Origin of the sequence: Solirhodobacter olei (assembly GCF_004010155.1) — a bacterium.
GTDB lineage: Bacteria > Pseudomonadota > Alphaproteobacteria > Rhodobacterales > Rhodobacteraceae > Solirhodobacter > Solirhodobacter olei.
This window is the reverse complement of record NZ_RRYH01000041.1, coordinates 14,506-41,446: the sequence shown is the minus strand read 5'-3', so window position 1 is coordinate 41,446 and position 26,941 is coordinate 14,506. Positions and strand designations below refer to the sequence as shown.

The 26,941-nt window shown below is 65.1% G+C and carries 28 protein-coding genes and 1 pseudogene; 10 read left to right on the top strand and 19 right to left on the bottom strand.

What is annotated here, in order from left to right:
• From EIP85_RS20550 to EIP85_RS20530, 5 genes are all read left to right on the top strand, one after another.
• Nucleotides 1-480 (top strand): cupin domain-containing protein (locus tag EIP85_RS20550; protein ID WP_206615610.1); only part of this gene is annotated, 480 nt, incomplete at its 5' end.
• A 227-nt stretch (nucleotides 481-707) separates the two neighbouring features.
• Nucleotides 708-1,292: a DUF805 domain-containing protein gene (locus EIP85_RS20545; RefSeq protein ID WP_164871833.1), complete on the top strand. Its 585-nt coding sequence runs from the start codon at nucleotides 708-710 to the stop codon at nucleotides 1,290-1,292.
• The gene (locus EIP85_RS20540; protein WP_127904089.1) at nucleotides 1,279-1,809 is read left to right on the top strand and encodes a hypothetical protein; all 531 of its coding nucleotides are present in this window, start codon (nucleotides 1,279-1,281) and stop codon (nucleotides 1,807-1,809) included. The genes EIP85_RS20545 and EIP85_RS20540 overlap by 14 nt, the downstream gene beginning before the upstream one ends.
• 259 nt (nucleotides 1,810-2,068) lie before the next feature.
• A complete protein-coding gene (locus EIP85_RS20535; RefSeq protein ID WP_127904088.1) occupies nucleotides 2,069-3,493 on the top strand; it encodes an alkaline phosphatase family protein in 1,425 nt (474 codons plus the stop codon).
• 250 nt (nucleotides 3,494-3,743) lie between these two features.
• On the top strand, nucleotides 3,744-4,199 hold the full coding sequence (locus EIP85_RS20530; RefSeq protein ID WP_127904087.1) for a c-type cytochrome: 456 nt from the start codon (nucleotides 3,744-3,746) through the stop codon (nucleotides 4,197-4,199).
• A gap of 141 nt (nucleotides 4,200-4,340) precedes the next feature.
• On the opposite strand, the gene EIP85_RS20525 is transcribed toward EIP85_RS20530, so the two are convergent.
• From EIP85_RS20525 to EIP85_RS20505, 5 genes are all read right to left on the bottom strand, one after another.
• A complete protein-coding gene (locus EIP85_RS20525) occupies nucleotides 4,341-5,336 on the bottom strand; it encodes a Gfo/Idh/MocA family oxidoreductase (protein WP_277749325.1) in 996 nt (331 codons plus the stop codon).
• Nucleotides 5,333-6,580 carry a Gfo/Idh/MocA family protein gene (locus EIP85_RS20520; protein ID WP_127904085.1) on the bottom strand — a complete coding sequence of 416 codons (1,248 nt, stop codon included), beginning with the start codon at nucleotides 6,578-6,580 and terminating at the stop codon, nucleotides 5,333-5,335. The genes EIP85_RS20525 and EIP85_RS20520 overlap by 4 nt, the downstream gene beginning before the upstream one ends.
• A 7-nt stretch (nucleotides 6,581-6,587) precedes the next feature.
• On the bottom strand, nucleotides 6,588-7,589 hold the full coding sequence (locus EIP85_RS20515) for an ABC transporter permease (RefSeq protein ID WP_127904084.1): 1,002 nt from the start codon (nucleotides 7,587-7,589) through the stop codon (nucleotides 6,588-6,590).
• Nucleotides 7,586-8,407: an ATP-binding cassette domain-containing protein gene (locus tag EIP85_RS20510; RefSeq protein WP_206615613.1), complete on the bottom strand. Its 822-nt coding sequence runs from the start codon at nucleotides 8,405-8,407 to the stop codon at nucleotides 7,586-7,588. The genes EIP85_RS20515 and EIP85_RS20510 overlap by 4 nt, the downstream gene beginning before the upstream one ends.
• Before the next feature lie 69 nt (nucleotides 8,408-8,476).
• A complete protein-coding gene (locus EIP85_RS20505) occupies nucleotides 8,477-9,445 on the bottom strand; it encodes a sugar ABC transporter substrate-binding protein (RefSeq protein WP_127904083.1) in 969 nt (322 codons plus the stop codon).
• Between the two features lie 243 nt (nucleotides 9,446-9,688).
• Here EIP85_RS20505 and EIP85_RS20500 point away from each other — a divergent pair, with 243 nt between their 5' ends.
• Nucleotides 9,689-10,693, top strand: a complete 1,005-nt coding sequence (locus EIP85_RS20500) for a LacI family DNA-binding transcriptional regulator (RefSeq protein WP_164871831.1) — start codon at nucleotides 9,689-9,691, stop codon at nucleotides 10,691-10,693.
• A gap of 1,077 nt (nucleotides 10,694-11,770) precedes the next feature.
• Here EIP85_RS20500 and EIP85_RS20495 read toward each other — a convergent pair.
• Genes EIP85_RS20495 through EIP85_RS20465 form a run of 7 tightly spaced genes read right to left on the bottom strand, consistent with a single transcriptional unit; the run spans nucleotide 11,771 to nucleotide 20,391 of the window.
• Nucleotides 11,771-12,685 (bottom strand): FAD:protein FMN transferase, encoded by a 915-nt coding sequence (locus tag EIP85_RS20495; protein WP_127904081.1) that lies wholly within the window; start codon nucleotides 12,683-12,685, stop codon nucleotides 11,771-11,773.
• On the bottom strand, nucleotides 12,685-13,278 hold the full coding sequence (locus tag EIP85_RS20490; protein ID WP_127904080.1) for a nitrous oxide reductase accessory protein NosL: 594 nt from the start codon (nucleotides 13,276-13,278) through the stop codon (nucleotides 12,685-12,687). The genes EIP85_RS20495 and EIP85_RS20490 overlap by 1 nt, the downstream gene beginning before the upstream one ends.
• The gene (locus EIP85_RS20485) at nucleotides 13,275-14,102 is read right to left on the bottom strand and encodes an ABC transporter permease (RefSeq protein WP_127904079.1); all 828 of its coding nucleotides are present in this window, start codon (nucleotides 14,100-14,102) and stop codon (nucleotides 13,275-13,277) included. Before EIP85_RS20485 ends, EIP85_RS20490 begins: the two co-directional genes overlap by 4 nt.
• On the bottom strand, nucleotides 14,099-15,010 hold the full coding sequence (locus EIP85_RS20480; protein WP_127904078.1) for an ABC transporter ATP-binding protein: 912 nt from the start codon (nucleotides 15,008-15,010) through the stop codon (nucleotides 14,099-14,101). The genes EIP85_RS20485 and EIP85_RS20480 overlap by 4 nt, the downstream gene beginning before the upstream one ends.
• Nucleotides 15,007-16,269, bottom strand: coding sequence for a nitrous oxide reductase family maturation protein NosD (locus EIP85_RS20475; protein ID WP_127904077.1), 1,263 nt, complete (start codon nucleotides 16,267-16,269; stop codon nucleotides 15,007-15,009). Before EIP85_RS20475 ends, EIP85_RS20480 begins: the two co-directional genes overlap by 4 nt.
• 12 nt (nucleotides 16,270-16,281) lie before the next feature.
• Nucleotides 16,282-18,186, bottom strand: coding sequence for a TAT-dependent nitrous-oxide reductase (gene nosZ, locus EIP85_RS20470; RefSeq protein ID WP_127904076.1), 1,905 nt, complete (start codon nucleotides 18,184-18,186; stop codon nucleotides 16,282-16,284).
• A gap of 12 nt (nucleotides 18,187-18,198) precedes the next feature.
• Nucleotides 18,199-20,391: a NosR/NirI family protein gene (locus EIP85_RS20465; protein ID WP_127904075.1), complete on the bottom strand. Its 2,193-nt coding sequence runs from the start codon at nucleotides 20,389-20,391 to the stop codon at nucleotides 18,199-18,201.
• 211 nt (nucleotides 20,392-20,602) lie between these two features.
• On the opposite strand from EIP85_RS20465, the gene EIP85_RS20460 reads away from it, so the two are divergent.
• Nucleotides 20,603-21,040 (top strand): pseudoazurin, encoded by a 438-nt coding sequence (locus EIP85_RS20460; RefSeq protein ID WP_127904074.1) that lies wholly within the window; start codon nucleotides 20,603-20,605, stop codon nucleotides 21,038-21,040.
• Nucleotides 21,041-21,108: 68 nt separating this feature from the next.
• Nucleotides 21,109-21,324 (top strand): DUF1858 domain-containing protein, encoded by a 216-nt coding sequence (locus EIP85_RS20455; RefSeq protein WP_127904073.1) that lies wholly within the window; start codon nucleotides 21,109-21,111, stop codon nucleotides 21,322-21,324.
• A gap of 73 nt (nucleotides 21,325-21,397) precedes the next feature.
• Here the strand turns inward: EIP85_RS20455 and EIP85_RS20450 are convergent, their stop codons facing one another.
• The gene (locus EIP85_RS20450) at nucleotides 21,398-22,093 is read right to left on the bottom strand and encodes a Crp/Fnr family transcriptional regulator (protein ID WP_127904093.1); all 696 of its coding nucleotides are present in this window, start codon (nucleotides 22,091-22,093) and stop codon (nucleotides 21,398-21,400) included.
• Nucleotides 22,094-22,217: 124 nt separating this feature from the next.
• On the opposite strand from EIP85_RS20450, the gene EIP85_RS20445 reads away from it, so the two are divergent.
• Entirely contained in the window at nucleotides 22,218-22,520 is a 303-nt protein-coding gene (locus EIP85_RS20445) for an NnrS family protein (protein WP_127904072.1), read from the top strand.
• Nucleotides 22,517-22,723: pseudogene (locus EIP85_RS23525) on the top strand (hypothetical protein); the annotation flags it as partial. The gene EIP85_RS20445 and the pseudogene EIP85_RS23525, both read left to right, overlap by 4 nt.
• Nucleotides 22,724-22,796: 73 nt before the next feature.
• Here the strand turns inward: EIP85_RS23525 and EIP85_RS20435 are convergent.
• The 6 genes from EIP85_RS20435 to EIP85_RS20410 are packed head-to-tail and all read right to left on the bottom strand — an operon-like array spanning nucleotide 22,797 to nucleotide 26,938.
• Nucleotides 22,797-23,180, bottom strand: coding sequence for a DUF488 domain-containing protein (locus EIP85_RS20435; RefSeq protein ID WP_127904071.1), 384 nt, complete (start codon nucleotides 23,178-23,180; stop codon nucleotides 22,797-22,799).
• Nucleotides 23,177-23,521: a carboxymuconolactone decarboxylase family protein gene (locus EIP85_RS20430; RefSeq protein WP_127904070.1), complete on the bottom strand. Its 345-nt coding sequence runs from the start codon at nucleotides 23,519-23,521 to the stop codon at nucleotides 23,177-23,179. Before EIP85_RS20430 ends, EIP85_RS20435 begins: the two co-directional genes overlap by 4 nt.
• Nucleotides 23,514-23,999, bottom strand: coding sequence for a hemerythrin domain-containing protein (locus EIP85_RS20425; protein ID WP_127904069.1), 486 nt, complete (start codon nucleotides 23,997-23,999; stop codon nucleotides 23,514-23,516). The genes EIP85_RS20430 and EIP85_RS20425 overlap by 8 nt, the downstream gene beginning before the upstream one ends.
• A 12-nt stretch (nucleotides 24,000-24,011) precedes the next feature.
• A complete protein-coding gene (locus EIP85_RS20420; protein ID WP_338325357.1) occupies nucleotides 24,012-24,458 on the bottom strand; it encodes a group III truncated hemoglobin in 447 nt (148 codons plus the stop codon).
• Between the two features lie 46 nt (nucleotides 24,459-24,504).
• Nucleotides 24,505-25,764, bottom strand: a complete 1,260-nt coding sequence (locus tag EIP85_RS20415; RefSeq protein ID WP_127904068.1) for a NifU family protein — start codon at nucleotides 25,762-25,764, stop codon at nucleotides 24,505-24,507.
• Nucleotides 25,757-26,938: a P-loop NTPase gene (locus tag EIP85_RS20410; RefSeq protein WP_127904067.1), complete on the bottom strand. Its 1,182-nt coding sequence runs from the start codon at nucleotides 26,936-26,938 to the stop codon at nucleotides 25,757-25,759. The genes EIP85_RS20415 and EIP85_RS20410 overlap by 8 nt, the downstream gene beginning before the upstream one ends.
• Nucleotides 26,939-26,941 lie beyond the last annotated feature (3 nt).

Below are 26,941 nucleotides of genomic sequence, written 5' to 3'. Positions count from 1 at the left end.
CATCGCAACCAAAGGAGAAAAGCGATGAAAGTTGACGTGAACCGGCCCAAGGAGGGCGACGCTCTCTGGGTCGTGGGTGACCGCATCCGGTTTCTCGGGGGTCTTCCGGGCTCGGAACTCGAACTGATCGAGGTCGAGGTGCCGGACGGATCGGGAACACCGCCCCACAGCCACGCCTCCGCCGAGATGTTCTACATCGTCGAAGGCGAACTGACCGTTCGGCAGTTTCCCGGCGCAACCGAACCGCCGGTGGTGATCACGGCCGGTCCGGGCACTGCGGTCCGCATTGCTTCGGGCATGCCACACAACTATGCGAACGAAAGTGGCTGCACTGTACGAATGGTAGTATTGATCGAGCCGACCATGATCGCCTTCTTCCGCGACATCGGCACCGCCGAGGCGCAAGAGCAGCCTGACTTCGCCAGGATCGGTGCCGCGATGGAACGGCACGGCATCGACGTGCTTAACATGGCTGCCTGAGTAACGGCGACCTTTGCGAACTGCACCGTCGGCCGCGCGACCCCATGCGCGGCCGGCCCAGAGCTGGCGTTGGTCCTTGGTTCACGCCAACGTCCACTTCGCGTCCCAGACGCACGGAGCGGTCGCGCTATGCCACCGACACCTTGAGGCGCGCTCGCTGCAAAATTGGCGAACGCGTTAGAGAAGTGGTCGCGCATCAGGGGGCGATTGACTCCGATCAAGGCACAATGGCCGAAGACCTGCCAGTTCAAGAAATAGAGTTGTATGGGCGAATTGGCATGTCTTTCGAGAGGGCCATTGCAACCTGCCTGCATCAATATGCAAACTTCTCCGGGCGCGCCTCGCGGTCGGAGTTCTGGTGGTTCACTTTGGCAGTCACTCTCGCCTATGTCGTTGCCGCGCCCGCCCTCGGGTTTCTGGGTCTCGCACTTTTTGACGATCCACTTTCTGGGCGAGCCGCTCGACTGCTCTTGGGCTTTGCACTTTTGGTCCCATGGCTATCGGCCGGTTATCGTCGCTTGCATGATATCGGCTGGCCCGGATGGCCAATCCTGTTGCCGTCCGTAATGACTCTGGCGTGGCCTGCCACTTTCATAGCGATGTGGTTCTTTGGAGGCGATGCGAAGCCAGCGTCCGAGGTGCAGTTCGCGATTGCCCAGGTCCTGGCAGTGCTGCTTTGGGTTCTGACCTGGATGACACTGCCGACCTGGGCCGTCCTGGCCTACTTTCTTGCTCGGCCCAGTAAAGGTGCTGCGAGCGCGTCCGATCCCCCATCGTCTCTGGATGAGGGAGGGGCAGATGGAGCCGGATGACCAAGCCGATCTCAAAGGCCGTAGCTCGGCTCGTGTGCTTATCCATGCAATCTGGATAAGCGGCTTGGCTCTTCCCGCTTTAATGGGCGTGGTGGCGCGCGAGACGCTCAGGGCTCAGAACGTCTCTGTGGTCACTCTCCCGGACGGCCTTGCCCTCATTCTCCCACTTTCTGTTTGGTTCGAAATTCCCTTCCTTGTCCTGGCCTTGATTACTCGGTGGCTTCTCGCGCGGACGATCCAAAGACGGCCCCAACGCTTTTCCTTCTGGCTCACTGCCTTGATCGGCGCCTTCCTGGCGATGGCTGCGTTCGATGGATACTCGCTCTTCAATATGCTCATGTATCAAGGCCCCGGCGGCCTGGCAGAGGCCGTCTCCATGACGCTCGCCTTATGGATGCTGACCGTTCCTTTCTTGCTGATCCAAAGCGGCGGCGCTGCTCTGGCTGGCGGCGCTATCGTATCGCTTGCGCTGTGGGTCTCATCCAAAATCGGATACCGAGTAATGGGACGTTTCTGATAGCGACCCAGGCACGAACCGGCCATTCGTCCCTGCCGCAGCGAATGCCCGCATCCCGCCCTTTCTTCCCCAAGACGCAGGCGCGGCATTGGCGACGGTTGTAGGTGCTCGGAGACGCCCCAAAGGTCATGCAGTTTCCGACCGGTAGGAATTGCCGCATGACCTACAGTAAGGTCCTGTCGGGACTCGATTGGCCGTACCGGATTGCTCTGGATCAGGCGATCGACCCATCCTGGCTTCGTGAACCGGAGGTGTAACGATGGCCGAGATTGACCATGTCGTTGTGCTGATGCTCGAGAACCGATCCTTCGACAGCATGCTCGGACGGCTTTATCCCGACCGCTCGGATTTTGCGGGTCTAAAGGGGAACGAGACCAATGTCGTGAATGGCAAGAAGATCCGCGTGTGGACCAGCGGCGGAATCCAAGAGCCTTCTTTCACGATCCCCGACCCGGACCCGGGAGAGTCATTCGACGACATCACGGCCCAGATTTTCGGCGCGGGAAACGCGCCACCATCACCGGCCACCATGGAGGGATTCGCCACAAACTACGCAAGCATCCCAAATGCCACCGCGAAGGACATCATGCATGGCTACTCGCCGGATCAGGTTCCGGTCCTGAGCACGCTCGCGCAGTCCTTTGGTGTGTCCGACGATTGGTTCGCCTCGGCGCCTAATCAGACCTGGCCAAACAGGTTCTTCGTCCACACCGGAACGGCAAGCGGCTACGTGAACAACATGCCCCTGCATGTCCCCTACCTGATGGAGACGATCTACAATCGGCTGTCGGCTGCCAACCGGAGTTGGCGGGTGTACTTCCACGACATGCCCCAGGTGGCGACACTCTCGAGAATCTGGGCGGACCTGCCCGATCACCTCTATTCGTTCGAAGAGCATTTCATGGCCGACGCGATGGCGGGACGGCTTCCCAGTTACAGCTTCATCGAACCCCGATACTTCTCCGACCCACTTCTGAGCCGGATGCCGAACGATCAGCATCCACCGCATGACATCACTTACGGCGAACGGTTGATTGCGCGCTGTTACGACGCGATCAGAAATGGTGCGGCGTGGACCCGGACCTTGTTCATCATCACCTACGACGAGCACGGCGGCCTGTACGATCACGTCCCGCCGCCTGACGCAGTTCCACCGGATGATCTGGCGTCCGACGGCTTCAAGTTCGACCGCTATGGAGTGCGGGTGCCGGCGGTCTTGATCTCCCCATGGATCCCCGCTGGTAGCGTTGTGCGTCCCCCCGAAGGATCAACGTATCCGTTCGACCACACGTCGATCATCGCAACGGTGAGAAAGCTGTTCGGGATCACGGAGCCTCTGACCAAGCGGGATGCCGTTGCACCGGATCTCCTACATGCCCTTTCGCTGCAAGAGCCGTCGAATGTCGGCCCGGCTAATCTAACCGTCCCTGGTACGGCTCCCCGGGCTGAGGAGGTCAAAGCGGTTCATCAGCAGAATGCCAATCACATGCAGATGGCACTCTCGCAGTTTGCCGACCACCTCCCCTCCGGTTCGGCAAACGTGTTAGGGCACCTTGATGCTGACGGAGCGGAGCAGCTTGAGGACGACGCAGAGAAAGCAGGCTCGACCGTCGGCGCCACGCTCGACAGGGCCAAGAAAGGGCTCACTCGATTCTTGCAGGGCGAAGGCATCTCCAATTTGTAGAATTATGTGAGGCGTGGCGCTGCCGGCCCCGACAACACGCTTACACGATGCGCAGACTGGATGATCTCGCCGTGCCAACTCGTTTGAACTCTCTCTATATTGCTGGGCCGACGGTGGGTGCTCTTCGCGTGACCAGCCGCCTCGCGATACAGGGCAGCCGAACACCGGATGACAGCCATCAATGAGAAGATATGACACTCTTAGACAGTAGGCCTTGCGACGAACTCTTTCACATCGCAGGAGGTTCAAGATGTTCATCCAAAGTATTAGGCTGAAGGGCGCCGCTGCTACCTCTGCCGTGCTTGTCCTTCTTTTCGCGCCACTTCCGACCGCTGCGGCCGACTCTACGAGCATCGCGCTCGGCCAGATCGAATACATGCAGTCCTGTGCTACCTGCCACGGCAGCGACGCCAAAGGGGGCGGCCCCGTCGCTCCAGCACTCAAGACACAGCCGACGAACCTGACGGTTCTCGCGCAGAGAAGTGGGGGCACGTTCCCGAGGCAGCAGATCCGGGACTACATCGACGGTCAGTCCATGATCAATCCTCACGGAGACCGCGCCATGCCGGTCTGGGGCTACCGCTATCTCGCCGAGGCTTTGCAGAAAGCTCATGAGGTTCCTCATGGCGTGGACGCCGGGCAGCTTGCGAACAGCCGTATCGACGCGCTGGTCGACTACTTGGAGTCGATACAGGTTAAGGGGTGATCGTCGGGGTAGAAGTCTCTGGCAGAAGAGAATGGCCCCGGCGGGAGAAGAGACGCCGAGGCCACCCGGTCGCCGGGACCCGGTGTCGAGGGGCCGAGTCCCGACGGCATCGGCGGTCAAACGCCATGCCGATGCATTGCTTCACCACGGATCGCGCCCGACGGGCGGGACGGGTGACCAGCCGCCCGACCGCAGCGAGGCGATCGCGGCTTCGGCCGCCTGCATGGCGCGAAGCCCGTCGACGGCAGAGGCACCTTCCGCTGTGGGTATGCCGTTGCCGATGCCCTGCACCCAGCACGAGAGCATGACGCGATAGGCATCCGCAAAGCGTTCGACGAAATCGGCGCACGGTACCTCGACCATCCGGCCGTTCACGCCGACCTGGGCAAAGGACGGCGCGGCCATCTCGATCATGCCCTCGCGTCCAAGCACCTGGGTCCGAATGTCGTATCCGTAGCCTGCGTTCATCGACACTTCGATGTCCGCCAGAGCGCCGTTCGAAAGTTCCACGAGGGCCAACAGCGGATCGCGCTCCTGCGCATTCGCGGGCGGGGCCGATACCAGCACGCGGACGGGCTCTGCTCCTGTCAGCCAGCGCAGGATGTCGAACTCATGCACCATAGCATTGGAAATGCCCATCGCTCCAGTGAAGAAGGCGGGAGCGACCCGGTTCCGGTGGACGCAACGGATGAGGCGGAGGGGCCCGACCTCGTCGCGTGCCAGTTCCATCTTCAGGCTGCGATAGGCAGGATCAAAACGCCGCATGAAGCCGACGAGAACCGGCGGCGCTTCGGGTGACGCGGCATGGGACGCGATCTGACGGCAGGCGGCGGATGTGTCGGCGAGCGGCTTCTCGCACAGGACCGGCTTGCCCCGCCGGATGCAGGCCGCCGTATATCCGGCGTGGGTGTGGTCCGGGCTCGCGATGATGACCGCATCGACATCCGGCGATGTGATGAGGTCTTCCGGATCGGCGAAGATCGCGACCGGCCCGATCGCAGCCCGAAGCGCCGCGACGTTCCGCTCTTCCGGCTCGCTGACAGCCGCGAGTGCCGCACCCTTGATTTCACGATCGATCGCGATGGCATGCGCGCGCCCCATCGTTCCGGCCCCGATGATCCCTACCCGGATTGTCAACTCGGTACCCCCGCTTCGACCGTAGGCGGCATGTTCGCCGTCAGTGCATTCCTTGGTCCGCCGGGGTCGATCCAGCGGCCACCATTCCGGCTCGATTGAACACAGGCCTCGACAAAGGAAATGCCCAGGACACCATCGTAGATATCGGCGGCAAGGCATGGAACTTCGGATGGGAGCCCGGTAGCGCGCGCAGAAATATCGACCGCGATTTCCGAATAAAGGTTCGCAAATGCTTCCAGATAACCTTCCGGATGGCCACGCGGCACGCGCGACATTCGTTCAGTGCCGGCAAAGAGCCCCGGTTCTCCCCGCGCCAGAGTTCGGATGGCACGACCGAAAGGGGCGAAGCGGAGGTGGTCGCTATCCTCCTGCGCCCATTCCAGCCCTGCCTTCTCGCCATACACGCGCAGCCGCAGACCGCACTCGTTGCCGGGCGCCACCTGCGAAACCATCAGTGTCCCCTCGGCGCCGTTCGTGAAACGCAGCAGCACATGAGCGTTGTCGTCCAGTGCTCGCCCCGGGATGAAGCTGCGCAACTGCGCCGAGAGGCCTTTCACCTCGAGTCCGGTGACAAAGCGGGCGAGGTGGAAGGCATGAGTGCCGATGTCCGAGATTGCGCCGCCCTTGCCTGAGCGGCCGGGATCGGTCCGCCAAGCCGCGTGGCGATCACCTTCTTGGTCGATGGGCTCAGTCAGCCAGTCCATCATGAACTCAACGTGTACGAGCCGGATATCTCCCAGCAGTCCCTGTCGCACCATCTCTCGCGCCTGGCGGATCATTGGATAGGCGGCGAAGGCATGGGTGACGTAGAAAGCCGCGTTGCCGAGTTCGACGGCGCGTTGCAGGTCCAATGCGTCTTCAAGCGTCGCCGTCAGGGGCTTGTCGCAGATGACGTGGATGCCGGCCGCGACAAAGGCGCGGGCAATCGCGTGGTGGGTGTGGTTGGGTGTGGCGATGGCCACGACTTCAATCCCGTCGGCCCGCCGCGCCTCCCGCTCCGCCATCTCTCGATAGTCAATGTAGGTCCGCTTAGGGTCAAGGAAGAAAGCCGCGCCAGCGCGCCGGGCAGTTTCCGGGTTTGATGAGAGTGCTCCGGCAACCAGTTGGTAGCGATTGTCCATTCTTGCGGCGAGCGCATGGACGGGTCCAATGAACCCACCGCCCCCGCCGCCGACAAGGCCGAGGCGCAGCCGCGCCTTGGGAGCCGGGAAGCGGTTGGCGGAAACATAGGCGGTGGAACTCATGGGACACTCAATGCTTGATGCGGGCACGGGTGCGCAGGGTGTCGATATAGACCGCTGCAATCAGGATCACGCCGACGACGATCTGCTGGATGAATGGCGACATGCCGAGCACGTTCAGCCCGAACCGGATCTCCGCCATGATCAGCGCGCCGATGATCGCGCCCCAGACGGTGCCGCGCCCGCCCATCAGGCTGCCGCCCCCGATCACCACCGCGGCGATCGCGTCGAGTTCGTAGCCGAAGCCGATGCCGGGATGGGCAGAGTCGATCCGCGAGGCGAGGATGATCGAGGCGAGCCCCGCCGTGGCCCCCGAGATGGCAAAGATGGCAACTTTGTAGGCGCGCAGGTTGATCCCGGCGCGTCGCGTCGCCTCCTCATTGCCGCCCATGGTAAAGGCGTAGCGGCCGACTTTCGTCTCGTAGAAAACGCCGAGCATGATCACCGCAAAGACGGCCAGGATGATCACGGCGACTGGGATGCCAAGGATCGTGCCACCGGCGATCAAGTCGAATCCCGGCGGGAACCCGTAAAGTGAACGGCCGTTGCTGATCATCAGCGCCATGCCCTGGGCGATGCCGAGGGTGCCGAGGGTGACGATGAACGAGGGCAACCGGGCAAAGGCGACGAGGAAGCCATTCGCCGAGCCCATCAGAGCGCCCGCGCCAATGGCGACCACGAAACCCAGTTCCATGGGCATACCGCCGTCGATGACCGAGACCCCCATGGTGACCATGGCGAGCGACATCACCGTGCCGACCGAGATATCGATCCCGCCGCTGATGATCACCAACATCTCGCCAATGGCGAGGATCGCCCGCGTCGTCGCCTGCAGGAAGATCAGGCTCACGTTGCTGAAGGTTATGAAGCCGGGGCGGGCGGCTTCGAGAAGCGCCAGGATCAGAATGAAGACGAGAACCGTCGAGAGCTTGTCGAGCAGACGCAGCGTGAGGTCCTTCGTGGACGTGCTTCCGGCACCGACTGTGGTGATGTTCTCCTGTCCCGCGGTCATGTCCGTGCCTCCGGGCTGCCAGCCGCAGTGAGCTCCAGTGCTTCGTCGATTCCGGAGATGATCATCCGGATGAGCCCGTCCCGGTCGACCTCGCCGACGGGACGGTTGGTGACAACGCGCCCGGTCTTCAGGATGACCACGCGATCGGCCACCCGCATCACGTCATCCATGTTGTGACTGATCAGCACGATCGCCTCGCCGCGGTTGCGGAGCCCTTCAATCAGCGTCAGCACCTGCTCCTGCTGGGCCACGCCGAGCGCCGCGGTCGGCTCGTCCATGATGATGAGCTTGGCGGCGGAATAAACGCTCTTGGCGATGGCGATCGTCTGCCGCTGGCCGCCGGAGAAATCACGCACCGGGGCGTGAATGTCCGTGATGTTGATCTTCAGATCGGTAAGCAGGCGCCTGGTTTCCTCGGCCATCCGGCGGCGGTCGAAGACACTTACGAGCCCGCGGACCACGGACCGCCGGATCTCCCGTCCGAGGAAGATGTTAGTGGGCACGTCGACATTGTCACAAAGCGCGAGATCCTGATAGACCGTCTCGATCCCGAGTTCCTTGGCCCGGGCGGGCGAGCCGATCTCCGCCTCCTGCCCATCCACATGAATGCTGCCCTCGCTTGGAAACACGGCACCTGCAAGAATCTTGATTAGCGTCGACTTGCCGGCCCCGTTGTCACCCAGAAGAGCAACGACCTCACCTTTGTTGACATGGAAATCCACGTCCTCGAGGGCTGCGACACCACCGAAGAATTTCGAGATTCCACGCATTTCCACGATCGGCAGAATTCTCGTGCCGCTATCGCTTTGAGCGATCATCGTCGCCACCCTCCGCAACGGAATTGTGTTCTGGCCGTGGGGCGGCCGGTCCGGCCGCCCCACGGCGGATCAGGCTTTGATGCCGAGGATGTCGTGCCGGTAGGTGTCGACGTTCCAATAGTTGAGAAGCTTCATCCCAGAGTTGATGCTCTTCGGAAAATCCGATGGCTTCTTCTTGCCCGCTGCAATCTCGGTCAGAATCTGGACTGCCATCTCCCCCATCGCCTTGGCGTTCTGAGACACATCACCGGCAGATTCGTGTTCCTTGACCAAGGCAGTGCCTTCGCGGATGCCATCGAATCCGACAACGATGATATCCTCGCGCTTGTGGCGCTTGAGGACCTCGGCCGCGCCTACAGCCATCAGGTCCGACGAGGCGAAGATCAGGTTGAGGTCCGGGTTGCCAGTCAGGATCGCCTCGGTCGCATCCACAGCGCCAGAAGTTGTCCAATGGCCAGTGATGGAGGAGACGATCTTCATCTTGGGGTACTTGGAGATCCCCTTGTGGAAGCCAGTCCGGCGGTCGATCGCTGCCTCGGAGCCGGGCTCGCCCTCGAGCTGTGCCACTTTACCCTCGTAGCTCAGGAGCGACGCTGTGTAGTCTGCCGCGAGGCCGGCGGCCACGACGTTGTCGGTCGCGATGAGCGTGACAAAGTTCTTCGGATCTGTCTCGACGCCGCTGTCGATCATCACTACGGGAATGCCCGCCTTCGCGGCGCGTGCGACCACGGGTGCTAGGCCCTTGCTATCCAATGCGGCCAGCGCGATCCCGTCGACCTTGCGCGAGATGAGGTCTTCCATCATCGAGACCTGTTGCTCCACTGCCCCGTGGCCGGAGGTCGAATGGATCTCGATATCTACGCCGAGTTTCTTGCCTTCCTGTTTGGCGAACTGGGCAATGTTGTTCATAAAGACGTCGTTGATCACGGTCTTCGGCAGGACGCCGATAACAAACCGGCCTCCCGTCGCAGCAAAAGACTTGGAGGCAACAGCCATGGCGGCCGCCCCCACGAGCACCTCGCGTCGCGCAAGCTTCATCGATTCCTCCCTATCGCGCCTGTGGGTCCCTGAGCGGGGCGGCCAGGCTTAACCGCTTCCCTGCTTGGTCGTGCTCCGGCGCCCCCCTTCTGCAAATGTGCAGGGCAACTCCGTTTTGCTACCGGTAGCACAGCATTTGCTACCGGTAGCATATTAGTAACAAACATGTCAATATGCATCATGAGATTGTTCTCATCCCCCAGGGGGGCTATCGCCTCGGGGGCGGCAAATGGAGAAGCGAACTTGAAAGAAGATGGCGCGGCGGCGACGGCCGCAGATGTCGCGCGGCTGGCAGGTGTATCGAAGTGGACCGTGATCCGCGCCTTCAAGACGGATGGCCGGATTGCGGAGAAGACGCGCAGGCGCGTCCTCGATGCGGCGGCCACGCTGAACTACCAGCCGAACCTTCTGGCCCGCAGCCTTGCCACGCGACGGACGCATCAGGTCGCGATTCTGGTGGATGACTTCGACAACCCCTACAAGCTGCCCACACTGAAGCGGCTGACGGCGGGCCTCCAGCGCGAGGGGCTCCTCGCCTTCCTCGTGAACATCAACGACGACTTCACCCATTCGGTCGCACTCTCGAATGCGCAGCAGAGGCGCGTCGACTCGGTCGTCTTCTTCGGGACGGCCTATGACCCGACGGCCGCCAGCGCGCAGATTCTCCGGTCCTCAAGCCAGCCGACCTTCGTCCTGGCGCGGGAATCGGCACACGACACGCTGCCCAGCGTCTTCACCGATCCGGTCCACGGCGTGACCGAGTTGGCCGAACACGTCTATGAGCGGGGTTACCGCAAGCCTGTTTTCGTCGCCGGCCCGCCCCCGGCGGCCACCCCCCTCGGCCGCCGCCGCCAATATCAGAAGTTCTGGAAGGCGCGGGGGCTCGAGACACTCCCCGAGATCCGGGTGAACGTCTACGACTACAAGACCGCCTGCCGGGTCATCGGCGAGCGTTTCGAGAGCGACCCGCAGATCCGGGCCTGCGACGTGCTTCTCTGCGAGAACGACATCCTCGCGCTCGCAGCGCTCGACGTGGTCCGCTACGACCTCGGGCTAAAGGTCCCTTCCGACGTCGCCGTCGTCGGCTTTGACGGCATCGACCTTGCAGCCTCTGGGTCGTACCGGTTGACGACCTACCGGCAGCCGTTCCAAGAAATGGTCGACGAGCTCATTGAAATGATCACGGAACGAAAGCCCGCGAGGCGGCTCGTCCTGCGCGGAGAAGCGATCATCCGGTCTACGACATAGAGGTTTGAATGTGTCGGCCAAGCACCCTTGCGCGGCTCGCCAGTCGGCGGCTGCGCCACCCTACTGTGGTGAAGCCTCCGCTGGCCAACGCTTTTTTTGGGAGGCTCTGGCGAAAGAACCCGTTGCGTAAATTTGGGCACCGTCGCAAGACAAGTCCTGGCCCTTCTGCCCGATCCCGCCCCCATGCCGTGCTAACAGAGCTCGCGGCTCCGGTGCGACCTAACTGAAGGTTTGGGCCGACTTCATTGTCGGCCCAGAGCTGACTTTCGGACTGAGTGCGGCGGAAGTCTGGAGCCAACTCAATCCGTCCGGTCCAGCAGAGCTCGAACAGTTAAGTAGCGTCCGCGGCGAATTACCCGATTTGCGGGCGCAGTCAGCCTCCTTGGCGTCATGTGGCCGCCCTCGTGGCGTCTGTAGGGCCGCAATGCTTGAATTCCCTCAGCGACCACCCATCTCCACGAAATGAAGATTCGGCGCATTATGTTTTACCTCATTTTGCCCGTGTTTCTCGCACTCGCTTTCGTTGGCGTGCCTCCACCAATCATGTACTGGAATCCCCCGACCCAGCAGGTGCAGACGCAGATGCTGAAAGAGAAATCTTAGCGGTAGAGCTATGTCACTTGAGGTTTTTCGATGCCGTGTGGCTGTCAGGGCGTAGGCCGTTTGCCACTCCTTGAGGGTGGCTGATATCCGCTGGCTGCCTTAGCCGCAGTAAAACGCTCACGCGGGGCAGTTCTCTCAACATTCCGCCGATAGCATGTGATCAAGTTTGCGCCGCGGCGGACGTCGGGTTTGGAATGATCGAGTCCCTTAGCCATGCTCGCGTGCCAAGGCTTCTCCGCGTCCGCTTCGCTCAGCATGGCGGCCATTCGTCCCTGCCGCAGCGAGCGACGGCTCCCGGCCCTTCCTTTCAATGCCCTAACGGGAGCAGCATCGAGCGAGCAGGTGCAGCGAATGGCCGGAATATCCCCAAACCAGACATTCATGCCGCTCTCAGCACCCGCAAAGTCCCTCAGGAATTCATCAATGGCCGAGCTCCCAGCGAGCGTGGCGGCGGGGTCAACGCCGCAGGAAAGGTCAGGTCCAAGAGAACGTGAGCCCGTTTGCCTGCCAGCCGCACGCCACGTCTCGCGTAGCAAGGGTTGCAGCCGTTGCATAGGCGTCGGCGACAGCGGCGGAGGCGTGCTGCGCGTTCACAGTGAGGGCCGGGCCTGTGGGCGCCGCCTCGCCCGGGAGCGGATCAAAGATATGGCCGACACCCGCCGCCGGGTTCACCAGCGTCCCGAGCCGGTTCGACGAGGCGATGGCCCGGTCGTTTAGCACGACGCGCGAGCCATCACTCAGCCTCACCTCCCAGCCGCCGGCGGCCGGCCGATTGCCGATGGCACGTATCTCGCCGATATCGACCAGCATGTCGCGCAGCCCCGCCTCGCGCAGAACTTTGGTGATACGGTCGGTGATGAAACCCTGGGCGATGCCATTGAGCGTAAGCGCCATTCCCGGGCGAGCGAAGGCAATGCGGTCGGGCGAGATCGCGACGCCGTCGAAGCCGACGAGTGCATAGGCGGCGGCAAGCTCTTCAGCACTTGGCAGGCGGCCCTCTACCGCGAGGGTAGCGTAGAGTGCGAAGAGTGGCTGGACGGTCGGGTCGAAGAGGCCCCCAGTGCGGTCGTGAACGCTTCCCGCCAGGGAAAGCAGCTCAAGCATGTCCAGCGGCGGCCTATCGAGCCGACCTTCAGCGTTCAGGCTCATCAGCACGCTGTCGGCGCGGTAGAGGCTGAAGAGGCTCTCCAACCGGTCGAGCTCCGCCTCCACCCGGGCGAAGGTCGGCTCCGCCTCGGCATAGGTGAGGCCGGCGAGGCGAATCTCGGCATGGGCGCCAAGCGCATTGCCCTGCCAGCGCGCGACCGGCGCCGCCGCGGCGAGCTTCGGCAGGGCGCAGGCGGCGGCCGCGATGAAGAGCGCGCGGCGTCGGGTAATCCGGGGTTGCATCAGTTTGTCTCCTTCGCGTTCATGGCCCCCGCCGCGGCGCCCGCAGGCATCGCCGACATGCCGGGCATGTCCTGCATTCCGGGCATCGCCGCGCCGTTGCCGATCTCCGGGCGGACATAACCTTCCGGCACTTCGGAAAGCGCGGCGATCCGGCCGCCGGCATCCTTCAGGAAGGCCTCGGCATCGGCGCGGGAGGCAAAGGGGACGGCTTCGGGCATACCCATCCCGCCCTTGCGGTTGCTGTCGAGGACGTAGACGGCTTTGTTCCCGTCGGTCCACGCTTTCTCGCCGGGCACCGCCCAGCTTTCGGCCCGGGCTGTATCGGTGACGTAGAACGCAACGATCTCGCCGTCGCGTTCCGGGTTGTGCAGGTAGGCAATGGCGTCGCTCACCTGGCCGAACCAGAGCGGCGTCTTCACGCCCTTGAGGAAGATCTGCGACTTCGGACCCGCGTGGTCGGCCACCAGCATCTGGCAGTAGTGGCCGAGCGCATCGGCCGTCAGCTTTGCGGGCGCGGGAATGTCGGCAGCCGCGTCCTGGCGGCAGGCGGCGAGCGAAAGGGCGGCGATGGCGACGAGCAGGAAGCGCGTCATGGCTTGATCCTTCTTGTGAGTTGGGCGCCGAGCGCAAGCAGCGCGGCGAGCCAGAGGCCGAGCGCGGCAAGCGCCGCCTCGGGCGGGAATGGCATGGTGTGCGCGAGGCCGTCGACGCCCGAGACCGGGGCGGAGCCGAAGGCCGCGAGGTTGTAGAGGCGGAAGGCGTCAGCCGGGTTGGCAAGCACCAGCCAGGGGAAGATGCGTGTGGTGAAGAGGCCGTCGCCCGCCGCGATGACACCACCGAGGAGCGCCAGGTCGTAGAGTACGACGAGCAGGAGCCAGAAGCCGATGGCATAGGCCGCGGCCGTGGCGGTGCGGCCCGAGAGTGCGGAGAGCGTCATGCCGACCGCGACGAAGACCGCGCCGAGGGCGAAGCCGGAGCCGACGAGGCGGACCCAGGCGAAGAGTCCCGGGGCGCTGGCGCCGTAGGCTGCTCCGATAGCGGCGCCGGCGATGGTGAAACCGAACGTCACGGCGAGACCCACGGCGAGCGCCTGCGCAGCGAATTTCGCGGCAAACAGTTCCCACCGACGGGCGGGAGTGGCGAGGGTCAGGGCCAGCGTGCCTCGCTCCACCTCGCCCGAGAAGGCGTCGTAGGACATCAGGAGCGCGATCAGCGGGATGAGGTAGACCGAGAGCGTCGAGAGGCTGGCGGCGGTGAGGCTCAGCACGTCGGCCTGCAGCGCGGCGCCCTGCCCTGCGCCGAGAAAGCCAAGGGCCGCGGCGAAGAGCGCCAGCGCCACGGTGGCGAGGACGACCCAGAGGTTACGCCGGGCAAGGCGGAATTCTTGGGTGGCGATGGTCAGGAGACGGCGGATCATGGGCGGGCCTCCTCGGGGGCGAGGTCGGAGAAATGACGGTAGAGATCGGCGAGGCCGGGGCGGTGCAGGTCGACATCGCTGACGAGAGAGCTGAGGCCGGCGAGCCGAGCGACGGTTGGCAGCGTCTCCTCCGGCGGGCAGGTCAGGTCGACATGGCAGCCGTTGAAACGGGTGCCGCCGACCTTGGCCTGTAGCCGGTCGGCCTGCCCCTCTCGGGCGGTGACGCGGATTCGCGCCGGCAGGGCGGCGCGCCGGGCCAGCCCTTCCAGCGTGCCGTCGGCCACCAGTCTGCCGCGCGAAAGGATGGCGACCCGGTCGGTGCGGTGCTCGATCTCCTCGAGACCATGGGAGGAGAGCAGGACAGACGCGCCACGGCCGGCAGCCTCTGCGATCACCTCGTAGAAGTCGCGCCGCGAGATCGGATCGAGCCCGCTCGTCGGCTCGTCGAGCAGCAGCAGCCGCGGCGCACCTATCAGAGCCTGCGCGAGGCCGAGGCGCTGGCGCATCCCCTTGGAGTAGCTGCCGACCGGACGGCCCGCCGCCTCGGCGAGGCCGACTCGGGCCAGCAGCTCCGGCACCGCAGTACGCGGCGCGCGGCGTAGGCCCGAGAAATAGCGCAGCACCTCGGCCCCGGTCAGGGCGCGCGGGAAGGCGACCGTCTCGGGCAGGTAGTTGACGGCGATCCGGGCGGCATCGAAGCCGGGCGCATGGCCGAGCACTCGGATCCCGCCGATCACGGGGGGAAGGAAGCCGAGGATCGCCTTAAACAGCGTGGACTTGCCGGCGCCGTTGTGGCCGAGCAGCGCCACCCGCTCGCCCGGTGCGACCGTGAGGGTCACGCCCTCCAGCACTCGCAGGCGGCCGTAGCCGAGGCTCAGTGCCTCAACAGAAAGGATCGTCTCGCTCATTCGCTTGTTCCCTCTCGCTGCGGCAGCCCCGCGCCCGCGGGCGACATCAAGGGCGCGCTGTCGATCACGCCGCCCGGCATCAGACCGGGGAAGCGCGACTGCGTCCATCGGATCAGCTGCATCGCCGGCGCTCCCATCAGCAGCTTCACCATCGGCTGCGACCAGACGAGCCGGTCCACCGAGGTGTTCGGGCGATAGGGGCTGTCGGCCCGGCCATTGCCGTCGATGTCGAAGGCCACATGGTCGGACCAGTAATTGCCGGTGCCGTTCTCGGACCATTCCAGCCAGCGGGTGCCGACGTATTTCACCTGAATGCGGTTGCCGATGAAGGCGTTGCGGGTGATGGCGTTGCCCTGCGAACCGGCGGTGAAATGCACGCCGATCCCACAGCCTTCGAACCGGTTCGCGACGATCCGGTTGAAGTTGGAGTTATAGAGGAACAGGCACTTCTCGCCGCCGTGCCGCACCTCGTTCTGTTTGAGCAGCATGTGGTTGGCATAGTTCATGAAGAAGCCGTGGGCGGTGTCGCCGTCCGACAGGTTCCGCTCCACCGTGAGCCGGGTGGAATACATCAGTGCGAAGCCCATGTCGTTGCCGCGACTGACGTTGTCCTGCACGACGAGATCGTTGGAATACATCGAGTGGAAGGCATAGCGAAGGTTCGTGAAGACGTTCCGCCGGTAGATCGCGTGGTCGGAGGTGGTGATGAACACCCCGTCGCGGCCTTTCGAGATCCGGTTTCCCTCGACCAGTAGGCCCGGTGCGTTCCAGACGTAGATGCCAGGCCCCCGCTCGGGCACGCGCAGGTCGTCGCGCCCGGTGATGGCGTTGTCGCGGACAGTCACGCCCTGGGCGCCCTGCACGTCGACGCCGATCAGGTTACCGGCCAACCGGTTGTCCTCCACCAGCGCCCGGGTGGCGGTCTTTTCCAGCATGATGCCGCTGTCGCGCTGGTCGAGCCGCCTGCCGGCGCCGGTGACGGTGAGCCCACGGAGCGTCACGTCCGGCGCAGTGACGGTGACGACGGAGCCCTTGCCGGGCCCCGCTACCTCCGCCCCCTGCCCCGCCAGCGTCAGCGGTTTGTCGACGGTGACCGGCCCGGCGTAGCGACCCCGCATCAGGGTCAGCACGTCGCCGGGCCGGGCGGTCGCGATGGCGGAGGCCAGCGCATCCGGCCCGGGCGCAACCATGACCTTCCCCGCCGTCGCGGAGAGCGGCAGCAGGGCCAGGGCCAGGGCGGGCAGGAGCCGGATGCGCATCGCCGCCCCTCCTCAGGCCTTCGCCGGGTGGACGAGCATCCGGCCGCGCATCTCCATGTGGAGCGCGTGGCAGAACCACTGGCAGTAGTACCAGTGCACGCCGGGCCGGTCGGCGGTGAAGGTGACCGAGGCGGTTGCCTGCGGCCCGATCTCCATCGCGATGCCGTGCTTGCCGAGGGTGAAGCCGTGGGTGAGGTCGTCGACGTTGTCCATGTTGGTGATCGTCACCGTGACCTCGTCGCCCTCGTTGACCTCGAAGCTTGTCAGGCTGTACTCGGGCGCCACGGAGTGCATGTAGACGCGGACCTTCTTCGGGTCAGTCTTGTCGCGGACCACATCGGCGGCGTAGTCGAGCTCGATCCCGTCGGCCGCAGCCTGCTTGCGCGCCTCCTCCCACATCGGGTCGTCACGCTTGTAGATCGAGATCGGGTTGATGATGTCCGGGCGAACCATGATCGCATCATGCGGTTCAGCGAAGCTCGGCCCGTCGTGGACGAGGTTCATGCCTCCGCCGGAGATGTCGATCAGCTGATCGTTCTCCGGTTTCAGCGGTCCGACGTTCAGGAACCGGTCCTTCGAGAACTTGTTGAGCGAGATGAGGAACTTGCCGTCCGCATCAAGGGTTTCTCCCATGGTCGTGTGGTTGTGGCCCGGCTGGTACTCCACGTCGATCTTCTTGATGATCGGATCGACCTTCTCGCCGTTGAACGCCCGGACCGCCTTGTCGATGTTCCAGTGCACGATCTGGCTGTCGAGGAAGAGCGTGGTGAAGGCATTGCCCTTGCCGTCGAAAGCAGTGTGGAGCGGCCCGAGGCCCAGCTGCGGCTCCGCCACCACGGCCGAGCGCGGCTCAGCGCCGTTGAAGACGGCCTCGAGCTTGCGCACGTCGATCACCGTGACGGTGGGCGAGAGCTTGCCGGCGATGCAGAGGTGCACCTTGTCCGGCGCCATGTTGCAGCCGTGCGGGTTGTTCGGCACCGGAATGTAAGCGGTATAGGGCGAGCCGTGGCGGCCATCGAGGACCTTCACCCCATTGTAGACCTTGTAGTCGCCCTTCCTGATGCCTTCCTCGATGCGGGCGATGTTGAAGACGGTCACCCAGTCTTCCTCGCTCGCCGTCATCTCCTTGAGGGTAACGCCGCCTTCCGAGTTATAGCAGGTGGAGAAGGCGTATTTGCCCTCGTAGTCGGCGTCGCAGTTGTCGAGGTTGCCATCGACGATCACCTGCCATGCGACCTCCATCGTGTCGCCGTCGATGGCCGTGAAGATGGCGTTGTACTTCTTCGGCTCATCGAGGATCGAGCCGTCGTTCGGCAGCGGCACCCGGTGCTCGCCATTGGCGAAGATGTAGCCGGTGCGGGGATATTTCTGCGGCCGCATCCCGTGGATGTCGGAGGCGTTCGGGATCTCGATGATCTTGTCGGCCCGCATGATGTCGCAGCGGATTCGCGCAACGCGGGTATTGGCCTTGTCGTTGGCGAAGATATAGCGCCCGTCGTAGGTGCCGTTGGTGAACGACATGTGCGGGTGGTGCAGGTCACCATTGTCGTAGGTCTTCATGCCGCGCTTGGCCAGGAACGCCTTGGTGTCCGGCAGCAGATCCTGGGTCAGGATCTTCAAGCTCTCGTTGGTGATGCCCCAGCCGGTGGCAGAGCAGCGATTGAACACCGGGATCCGGATCAGCTCCCGCATCGAGGGCACGCCGAGGATGCGGATCTCGCCCGACTGACCGCCGGACCAGATGCCATAGTATTCATCGAGCTGGCCTGGTTTGATCTCGACATTGGCGCCCTTGGCGCGTGCCGGTCCGGCCGCGAAGAGCCCGCCGCCCGCGGTGGCACCCGCCAGGATCGCGGCGCCCGCCGTGCCCTGAAACAGGCCGCGACGTGAGATGCCAGTCTTGGTTTCGTCCGTCATTGTCCCTCTCCTTCATTCAGCTTTGACAGGGGATTTGGTTGCCTTGATCGTATTCGGATGACCTGTGGCGCGGGCGGCGACCGCCTCGGCCGAGCCCTTCGCCTTCTCCCGCCGCTTCTCGCGCAGGATCACCACCGGGCAGCGGGTCTTGTCCTGGTAGAGGACCTGACAGTTCAGGCAGGAGATGCACTCGTTGGGATTGATCTCGCCGGTCGGGTGGATCGCCTCCACGGGGCAGTCCTTGGCGCAGAGCTGGCAGGGGTTGCCGCAATCCTTGTAGCGCTTCAACCAGCGGAACATGTGCAGCCGGGCCGGTATTGCGAGCCCACCGCCGAGCGGGCAGACGTAGCGGCAGTAGAACCGCTCGATGAACAGGCTCGGCGCGAGGCAGACAAGCGCGAAGAGGACGTAAGGAAGCGGCCGAGCGAATTTCAGGATGATCGCGGTCTTGAACGGCTCGACCTCGGCCAGATGCTCGGCCAGCGACAGCGAGTAGAGCGAAGCACCGAAGAGGCCGAGGAACAGCACGTATTTCAGCGCCCAGAGCCGCTCGTGGAGGCCCCAGGGCAGCTTCACCTGGGGGATGTGGAGGAGGCGGGCGACCTTGTTGGTCAGCTCCTGCAGCGCGCCGAATGGGCAGAGCCAGCCGCAATAGGCCCCGCGTGCCCAGAACAGGAGTGCCGCGGCCACCGCGAACCACATGACGAAGATCAGCGGATCCATCAGGAAGGTGTTCCACCGGAAGTCAGAAAACAGTGCCGAGGCAACCGCGAGGATGTTCACCACCGAAAGCTGGGCATTCGCGTACCAGCCGACGAAGACCAGCGTGAACACGAGATAGGCGTTGCGCAGGATCGCGAAGGTGCGGGCGTTCCGGGTCGCGAAGGTCTGGAAGAAGAAGATGCCGGTCAGCAGCGCCAGCGCGATGGCCAGCACGACGAGCTGGGTCCGCTTCACCTGCCACATCCTCTTCCACAGCTGGTCGCGCGGGCTGGCCGCCGGCGCCGCGGCCGCTACGGCAGCGTGGGCCGCTGCGATGGTCTTGGTGTAGACGGCGGGCAGCTCGTAGGAGAGGTCGTAGGTAAGGAACAGCTTCTGGATCGGCCCGACGGCGCGGTGGACGAGGAACTGCAGCCGGAACGGGAGCGCCGGATTGAAGCCGGCCTTGGCCGGAACGATGAAGACATCCATCTCCGGCAGGTCCGGCGCGCCGGCCGCGGCAACGCTCACCAGCCGGCGGTGCTCGGTGTCGCGGAAGCGATGGGAGATCTCGCCCTGGATCAGCTCGAACCGGTCGAAGATGCCGCCGCGGACGTAGCCTGAGCCCTTGAAGGACCAGCGGCCGGCGCCGAAGATCGCGATTGCCTCGTCGCCCGGTTTCATCATGGCTTGGACGTTTGTGAACATCCGTTCGCCGAGTAGGCTCTTCCCGATCGCAGGCTCGCTCACCAGCGCCGTGTAAAGGTCGACATAGGCTTCGTCGAGCGGCGGCGGCTCGGCCTTGCTGGCCGCGCGAGGGTCACCAAGAGCTTGGAAATCCTTGTTTATCTTCTTCACGTCCACGGTCAGCCGGCGGATCGCGCCGTTGCCCGCGAGGGTCGCCCAGTCGGCCACTGCGCCAGCGCTGCGGTCTATCGCCCGGGTGGGCCCCGCCGCAGCAGGGGCCTCGAAGCCGTCGAGCTTCAGCGCCTGCGCCACCTTGATTCCGGCGCGCAGGATCGAGTCGTCGATCACCATCATGGTGACGGTGGCGCCCGAAACGATATCCATGTCCGCGGTGTCGCGACCCTTGATCACCGTGTGCAGGTCAAGCCCGCTGTATTTCCGGATCACCGCGTGGATCTTCGAATCCGGGATGCCGACGAGCACGATCGGCTCAGAGTGCTTCACCAGTTTCGCGCCGGTGATTACTCCCTTCGGCGAGAGGCCGACGACGATGTGGATCGGCTTGCCGGAATATCCGGTGGTCGAGACCCAGTCGGAGGTGAGAAACACCCAGCCGATTTGTTTGTCGCCCGCCAGCGCCGGAGCGAGGTTCCGCGCGTCGATCTGGCCGAAGTGGTCGGCGCCGGGGACGATCTCGGTCGGGCTTACCTTGTCGATGTACTGCGCAAGGATCGGCCCCGCCGCCGCGCCCTGGCCAAGAATCGCGAGAACGGCCGCAAGCAGGCAGGCCAGCCAGAGTTTTGCCGTCGGTCGTGTCATTCCGTCCTCGCATTCCGTCCGCCGTTCACGGTGGCGTGAGACGGGGGATAGGCGGGTTTCGGGTGACGAAGTTTGCGCTTTCGCAAAGTCCGGGCGGATTGCTGCGCCGAGGGCCGGCGATGCGCTTCTGAGTTTGCGCTACCGCAAACAGCAGCAGGACGGATTGGCCTATCTGGTCTCCAGTTCGAAAACCTCAAGGATGGAGAAAGTCATGAAAGGGTTACGGATTTCGGCGGCGCTGATGGCGACGAGCCTGGTGCTCGGGGTCGGTGCGGCGCATGCCGACGAGATCGTGGTGAAGATGCTGAACCGCGGCCAGAGCGGGACGATGGTGTTCGAGCCGGGCTTCGTGAAGGCGAAGGTCGGCGACACGATCAAGTTCGAGGCGACCGACGCCGGGCACAATGCCGAGACGATCCCCGGCTTCCTGCCGGACGGGGCAACGCCGATTGCCGGCAAGCCGGGCCAGACCGTGGAGATGACGGTCACGAAGGAGGGCCTCTACGGCATCCGTTGCCACCCGCACTACGGGCTCGGCATGGTGGCGCTGATCGAGGTAGGCAAGCCCGCCAACCTCGAGAAGGTGAAGACGCTGCACATCCCCAAGAGGCCAGAGGAAAAGCTCGAGAAATGGTACAGCCAGCTCTGAGCTGAACTGCAACCGCTTGCGCCGTATCGGTATTCCGGTCCGGCGCAGCGACAGGGGGAGGCGGCGAGATGGGCGCGGACATCGACGAACCTGACCTGCCGCTCGCCCGGATATTCGAGCGCTGGCCAGAGGTGGCGGAAGCCTTCCTCGAGCGCCGGATGCTCTGCGTCGGCTGCCCGGTCGCGCCGTACCACACGATCGCCGATGCCTGCGCGGAATACCGCCTCGACGAGCCGGCGTTCCGGGCCGAGCTTCGCCGGATCATCGTGCGTAGCAATCGTTGACCGGATCCTGCGGCTATGCACGCAAGCGATCATCCGTGCTGGAAGTCGGCGGCTACCGGCGGACGGCCCTAACCTACCCTGCCGCGCCGCTGAGCAGCACCAGCCGGTGCGGCGCGGTCACCACGATGTGGCGGCGGGTGCTACGGACGAGGCCGTCCTTCTCCCACGCACTCAGGAGCCGGCTGACAGTGTGCAGCGTGGTGCCTGTCATCTCCGAGATGTTCTGGCGCGTCACCGGGAAGGCGATCTCGATCCCGTCCTCCACCTTCCGGCCGGTCTGGTTGACCATCCGCAGGATCGCCCCCGCGACGCGCTGCTCCACTGCCTTGGTGGCGAGATCGGCCATGCGCGTCTGCATCTCGCCCAGCCGCTCCCCGACGGTGCGGTAGTTCTCGGTGGCGAAGCCGTCGTAGCGCGTTGCGAAATCGCGCCAGAGCCGGGCCGGCCAGGAGATCGCGAGCGACTCGGCCGCGGCCACGGCCGTCGCCGGATAGGTGTTTCGCTCGAGCGCTGGCGCGATCCCGAAGAGCTGGCCCGGCGCGATGTGGAGCGCAATGACCTGCTCTCCGGTCGCTGTGGTACGCACGACCCGGATCACCCCGTCGAGCAGGAGGAAGAACCGATCCGCCTCAGCCCCCTCGTCAAAGACCGCAGTGCCCTCGTCGTACCGTCGCGGGGTCGCGAGATCCAGGATCTCGCGAATCTCGGCGCGAGTCAGGCGGCTGAAGGGCGGCAGGTCGGTCAGCAGGCTTTCGTCGAGCTTGGCCAAGAAGAACTCCGGAATTTGCACCGGCAGAAAGAGCGCGGGGCGCTTGTAGCGCATCTCTCGGGAATGTGAAACCGGCCAGGGCGGCAGGGTGGTCCCTGCGCCACTCAGATCTCAGAAGCGCGGCATGCTGCGCCCGATCGCGGCCCTGCCCTGCTCAGCCTCTGTGTCCCTCCGTTCGTCGTGCTGCCAGCCTGTTCGGGGCGGCGACGATCCGCTCTGCCTTTGCGTTCGGATGGGGCGGATAACGCCGGCCAGACCATTCGATCCGATGGACCGGCACACCGACGAGATACTGTTTGGCTATGCCGGCGCGGTGCTGGCCGGATTCCTGTCCACCGAGGCACCGAACTGGACCGGGCGGATGCCCGCGCAGGCGCTCCTTCTGGCTGTGGCGGGGGTGTCCGGGCTCGGGAGGCCCGTAAGATGATGCTGATCGACGTGGCGTGCACCTCAGCCATAGCGTCGATCAACACGGCAGAGGTCGTCGCGCGCCGCAACTGGCGGGACCTGAACGTGGTGGTGCCAATGACGCTTTTCGGGGTTGCAAGCCTCTTGTTGCAACTCGGTGCGATAACCGAGGAAGGGACAGGCGCTGCGCGGCGGGAGGGGCACGCCCTTGTCGTCTTTCTTATCATGGCGATCGGCTGCCGGATCATCCAAAGCTTAACGCGCCGCTGGCTTGCGGCGCGCCGCGCGGTCTTCGTCATGCATGGTCCGTCGCGTACCGTTCAAGTCTCTCCCGCAGGTAGTCCTGGAGGACGACGGCTTGGTTGTGCTGACGGTCCCGCGCCGCGAACAGGAGCACCACGGGGCCGCGGCGGCACCAGTCGAGCGCCCGTGCGACTGCATCGGAATTGGCATCGAGTTCCGCGCGATAGCGCCGGCGGAACTCATTCCATCGCGCCGGGTCGTGACCGAACCATTGGCGCAGGGCATCGCTCGGGGCGATCTCGCGCAGCCAGGCATCGTGGCCGAGGGTGGCTCGCGCCACGCCACGGGGCCAGAGCCGGTCGACCAGCAGGCGCGCGCGCCCGGCCTCTGCCGCATCGCCGACCCGAGCCACCGCGATGTCGGCAGCGCCGGTCATGGTGCGTGCCCGTCCCCGGGCTCCATCGCCTCCAGCGCCACGAAGGCGTGCGACCAGGCGGCGCCGGCACGCATTTCGGCGGCGACCCAGATCGCCTCCATCACCTGCTCCGCACTTGCGCCAGCCCTTCGTGCAGCCTTGGCATGGCTCTCGATGCACCAGGGACATTGCGTGACATGCGCCACCGCAACCGCGATCAGCTGCTTGGTCCGGACATCGAGCGCCCCCTCCGCGAAGGCCGCTTGTGAGAAAGCGCGGAATGCCGCTTCCTGGGCCGGGGCAAGCGCCCCTCGCTGCGCAACCCGCGCCCGGCTCGCTTTGGGAAGATGCAGCTCATCCATGGGCCGGCACCCCTTCCTCGAACTGCGGAAATAGCACTTCGTTCTCCAGCCGGATATGAGCCTGAAGATCGTCGAGGAAAGTGCCGAGGCCGTCGTAGAGCGCAGCCCAGCTGCGGCAGGCCCCCTCGGGCAGCGCCAGATCGCCGGTCAGCCGCAGGATCTCGGCGCTGTCTCGGCCGTGATCGTCATGGTCGGCCCGCATTGCAGCGATCGGCTGCCCGATCCCCGACATCCCGCCGCGGCGGATGGCCGGAAAGAGGATCAGCTCCTCCTTCTTCATATGCACCTCCATCTCACCGCGAAGCCGCTCGAGAACATCGACCAGCCCCAGGGGAACGTTCTTGTCGCCGTAGTGGACAGTCTGAACCTTTTCGGCCAGGGGAATGAGCGTCGCCAGCTGCGCGCGGTGGGTTTCATGGTAGCGCGTCTCGATGAAGCGGGTGAGATCGGCAGGGTCATCTGGTACGTGCGGGTCCATTCTTCTTCTCCTTCAACTCATGTCTGGGATTGCGGCGTCTTGGCCTAAGACGGCCAGATGCAGCGAGCGGGCGATCCGTTCGGCTTTCTCCACCACAAGCGCGGCGCCGGCGGGTGGGCAGACCTCGCCGGCGGTCTCGCGGAAAAGCGCAAGCCAGCGCTCGAAATGCGCCCAGGTAACGGGCAGCCCGAGATGGGCCGGCACCGGCGCGCCGCGGTAGCGTCCCGTCATCAGCGCGACCGAGGACCAGAACGCGCACATCCGCTCGAGATGCGGCGGCCAGTCGTGAATGCGTGCCGCGAAGATCGGGCCGAGCACGGCGTCGGAGCGCACCTTGGCATAGAAGCTGTAGACGAGCTTTTGCAGGACATCATCGTTGAGCCCCGTCTGCGCCATGATCGCGGCCGTCAGCTCGGGCCGGACGGTCTGGCCAGCGATCTTCGGGGCTTCAACTGGCACGGTATGCCTCCTTTGGTTCGGATCGGATAGGTGCATCAACGGACCTCTATTGCGGCACAGAGGCATTGGCTTCGCCGTCGCCCGGCCGGAGGCTCGCCCACAGCATGCGGCGGTAGAACGCATCGTCGGTTTCCGTCGCCCGAGGCCCTCTGCCCAGCCTCTGGGCAAGATCGAAGAAGCCCCTGCCGGGCAGGCCGCTGCCCCGGCCGACGGCCCGGGCAGCGATGAACGGCCGGCCGGCCCGGGCGTCCTCGTGCATCGTGGTTTCGAGGGCCGCGGTCACCTGCCGGATCGAGCCGGGCAAGTACAGCCCGAGCGCACGCGCGAGCCGCCCGTATGTGATGGGCAGCCGGCCCTCCGGCAAAGCCTGGAGGTGGGCACGGATCCTGGTGGCGAGCGCGGCGTTTGCAGCGTCGGCCGCCGCGCGCTCGCGGGGCGGGGGAATCTCGTGGGCCGTGCCATCGGGCAGGATCTCAGCTGCCCACGCCCTTGCGGGACCGCGGACCGCAATCCGCAGGTGGTCCGAAGTGCCGCCGCTCAGGCGCTCCGTCGCCACGTCGCCATCGCGGAAGCCCGCCTCGAGGGCCTCGGCCGTCAGTCCCAGCCGCGGGGCGAGGTAGTCGGGATCGATCACGATCTGGCCGTCCTCAATGCTGACGGCATCAGGCGGAACCGGCCGGAAGAAACGGGGGCCCTCTCCGGACTTGCCCCGGTAGTAGGGGTTGGCTCCCCCCTCGTGGTCGGTCACATCGACGATCGCCCGAATGCCGGGGACCGCGGCACGCAGCATCTTCTCCACCCCCTCCCTCAGCGTGCGCGAGGAGGCGGCGCAGCCCTGGCAGCCGCCGGACATCCGCAGGGAGACGATGCCGTTCTCGACAGCCTCGGCATTGACCCGGCCGCCATGCCGCGCGATCGCGGGATTCGCCCGCGCGTCAAGAACCTCGGCCACGGCAGCAAGCATTGCCGCATCGTCGCCGTGTCCGACAGCCGCCTCGGAGGGTGGCCCAAGCGGCGGGTCGCCGCGGTCCAGAGCCTCGCGGATCGCAGCGGCGATGGGGGCTTTCAGCCGGTCCCAGTCGTGTTCGGGGGCGCGGGTCACAAGGATGGTCTCGCCAGAGACCTGCATGCCGGTCACGCCGTCGACAGCGAAGAGCGCCTGTGCCAGAGGCACGTCCGGCGCGGGCGCGTCGAAGCGCAGAGTTCCGTCGGTGTGGATCGGCGCGTCGAGAATGAACCGCATCACCAGAGGGTCGTGCGCCGATCCCTGGGCCCGAATGCGCCGGTGCTGGGTGGCTTCAGACATCCTCGGCCTCGCTGCCTTCGAGCGCACGCAGGGCCTCGAAGGTGCAGATGCCCGAGTCGTGGCCATCGCTGAAGGCGATGCCGAGCGCGTAGTTGCCGACGCTCCAGATCCGGACCGGCACCACATCAAGCGGCACCTTTGCCGGATCAAGCAGCGCCTTCCCGGTGAGTTCGTCGCGGCACGCCGCGCAGCGGCAGGCCAGGCGCAGCTCGCGCGGGTCGAGGTGCCGGCTGCCGTCGGGCCAGCCGATCGTCAGACCGGTCGCGTCGTAGTCGAGCGCCAGGGGCCGGCCGGCGGGGCCGTGGGAGGCCGGCGCGGGCCGGCCGGCGCCGGTGGCCAGCGTCCAGTCGAACGGCATGCGGAGCCCGCCGGACGGCGCCAGATCGCCCGTCAGGGCGTCAGCGACAACCTCGAAGGCGCGGGCGGCCAGGCTCGTCGGGGAGTCGACGACCAGCGGTACGCCACTGTCGCCTCCATCGACGATGGCCGGATCAAGCGGGATGGCGCCGAGGAAGGGAACGCCGAGACCTTCGGCGACACTCCGGCCGCCACCCTGATGGAAGATATGCGTGACCCCGCCGCAGGAGGGGCAGGTGAACCCGCTCATGTTCTCGACGATGCCGAGGATCGGCACGCTCACCTGCTCCATCATCCTTATCCCGCGACGGGCGATCTTCAGGCTCACGTCCTGCGGGGTGGAGACGACGACGGCGCCAGCGAGCGGAAAGGACTGCGCAAGGGTCAGCTGCGTGTCGCCGGTGCCGGGCGGCAGGTCGAGCAGCAGCACGTCCAGCGTGCTCCAGTCCACCTGGGTGACGAACATCCGGAGGTACTTCGTGACCATCGGTCCGCGCAGGACGGCGGGCCGGTCGTCGCCGGTCAGCATCGCCATGGAGATGACCTTCACGCCGTGGGCCTCGGCCGGGATCACCTTGCCTCCGGGCGACATGGCCGGAGGTGTATCGGCGGCGATGCCAAGCATGCCCGGGATCGACGGGCCGTAGAGATCGGCATCGACCAGCCCGACCCGCAGCCCACGCCGGGCCAGAATGGCGGCGAGATTGGCCGAAACCGTCGACTTGCCCACGCCACCCTTGCCGCTGGCAACGGCGATGAGCCGGCCGAGACGGGCCAGAGGATCGGCGGGCTCGGCCTGGCGTAACACAGCGCTCATGGC